This window comes from Levilactobacillus suantsaii (assembly GCF_004115745.1).
Taxonomy (GTDB): domain Bacteria; phylum Bacillota; class Bacilli; order Lactobacillales; family Lactobacillaceae; genus Levilactobacillus; species Levilactobacillus suantsaii.
The window spans coordinates 1-1389 of sequence record NZ_QXIL01000057.1 but is presented as its reverse complement, the minus strand read 5'-3'; the positions used below and the strand labels follow the sequence as shown (position 1 = coordinate 1389).

At 43.9% G+C, this 1389-nt stretch carries 2 protein-coding genes; both read right to left on the bottom strand.

Features of this window, described 5'->3' with window-relative positions:
• On the bottom strand, window positions 1–241 hold a 241-nt coding region (locus DXH47_RS11495; RefSeq protein ID WP_137975633.1), incomplete at its 3' end, for a helix-turn-helix domain-containing protein.
• 4 nt (window positions 242–245) lie between these two features.
• Window positions 246–1389 (bottom strand): ABC transporter permease (locus DXH47_RS11490; protein ID WP_137975632.1); only part of this gene is annotated, 1144 nt, incomplete at its 5' end.

Genomic DNA, 1389 nt, shown 5'->3' with positions numbered 1-1389 from the left:
TGTGCGCGGCAATTGGTGCTAAGATGGCATCCCGTAAGGCAGCCTTAGTCTTATACCGCCGATAGACCGTCCCCTCCGCAACGCCGGCCCGTTGTGCAATATCACTAGTACTGGTCTGGTCAAAACCCTTTTCAGCAAACAAATCCAGACTTGCCTGGAGGATGGCCCGTTGCTTAGGTGTAATCGTTTCATTCTGACTTAGATCCTGTTGAAAATAATCCCGTATCCGTGGTCGTTCCATATCCTCACACCTTCCGATAACGTTTCATTCCAACAATATTCAACATTGTTAGTACGACCATAAACCCTACTAATATTAATAAATTGACACCAATATCGCCAAGCCCAGCACCCTTTGTCACAACAGCCGTCAACGCATTAGCACCATAGTATAACGGCATGATGTGGGCAATTGCTTGCAACCAACTGGCCATGCCATCGACTGGAACCAACCCAGCAAAAAAGATTTGTGGTACAACAATCAGTGGAATAAACTGAATCATTTGAAATTCTGAGTTAGCAAAGGTGGAAATAAAGATACCCAAGGTCAAAGCCACTAACGCTAATAATAAGTTAGTCAGAAAGACCAGCCAAATACTACCAACTAAGTGAATCTTGAAGACCGTAATTGTAAAAACAACGGTCAGGACAGTCTGAATGATGGCAAAGCCCCCATAACCAATTAGATAGCCCATAATAATTTCACTCCGTCGAATTGGGGTTGCAAGTAGCCGGCTTAGGGTTCCAGTAGTGCGTTCATTCAAAAGTGAAACGCCAGAAATCAAGAACACAAAGAAGAAGACAAAGAAACCGAGAAAGGCTGGCAAAAAGTTTTCAAAGAACGTTGAATCACTACTACCATAAATATAATGAGACTTAGTCGTATAACTGGTTGCTTTAGCTGACTGAGTCGAACTAGACGTCGTGGCTGTGGCCTGCTTGAGTTGCTTTTGTAATTTCTCAGCAGTTGCCTGGTCACCGCGGGCCTGGGCTTGTGCAATGGCAGTCTTCAGCTTGGTCACCGTTGCTTGTGTCTGGGCTGCTGTCAGCTTCTTCAAAGCGGCTTGTTGCGATTCAAGGGCCGCGCGCTGTTTCTTAGTAACGGTCACCAGCGTCTTCATTTTCAACTTGACTAATCCTGATTGTAAACTCGCCTTAATTAAAGACGTGTTGGTTGGATTGCTATTTGAATAAGTAATCGTCAATTGACCATTTTTCTGAGTCAAATAGCCATCTAGATCATGCCGCTTAATCATTTTCCGTGCCTGTGAACTATCATAATGATGAATCGTCACGTTTTTGGTATCGATCACGTTAACCACGGATTGGTCTACATGATGAACACCCAAGCTTGCTACTTGCGTCGTGTTGTTTTGAAATAAGAAATAC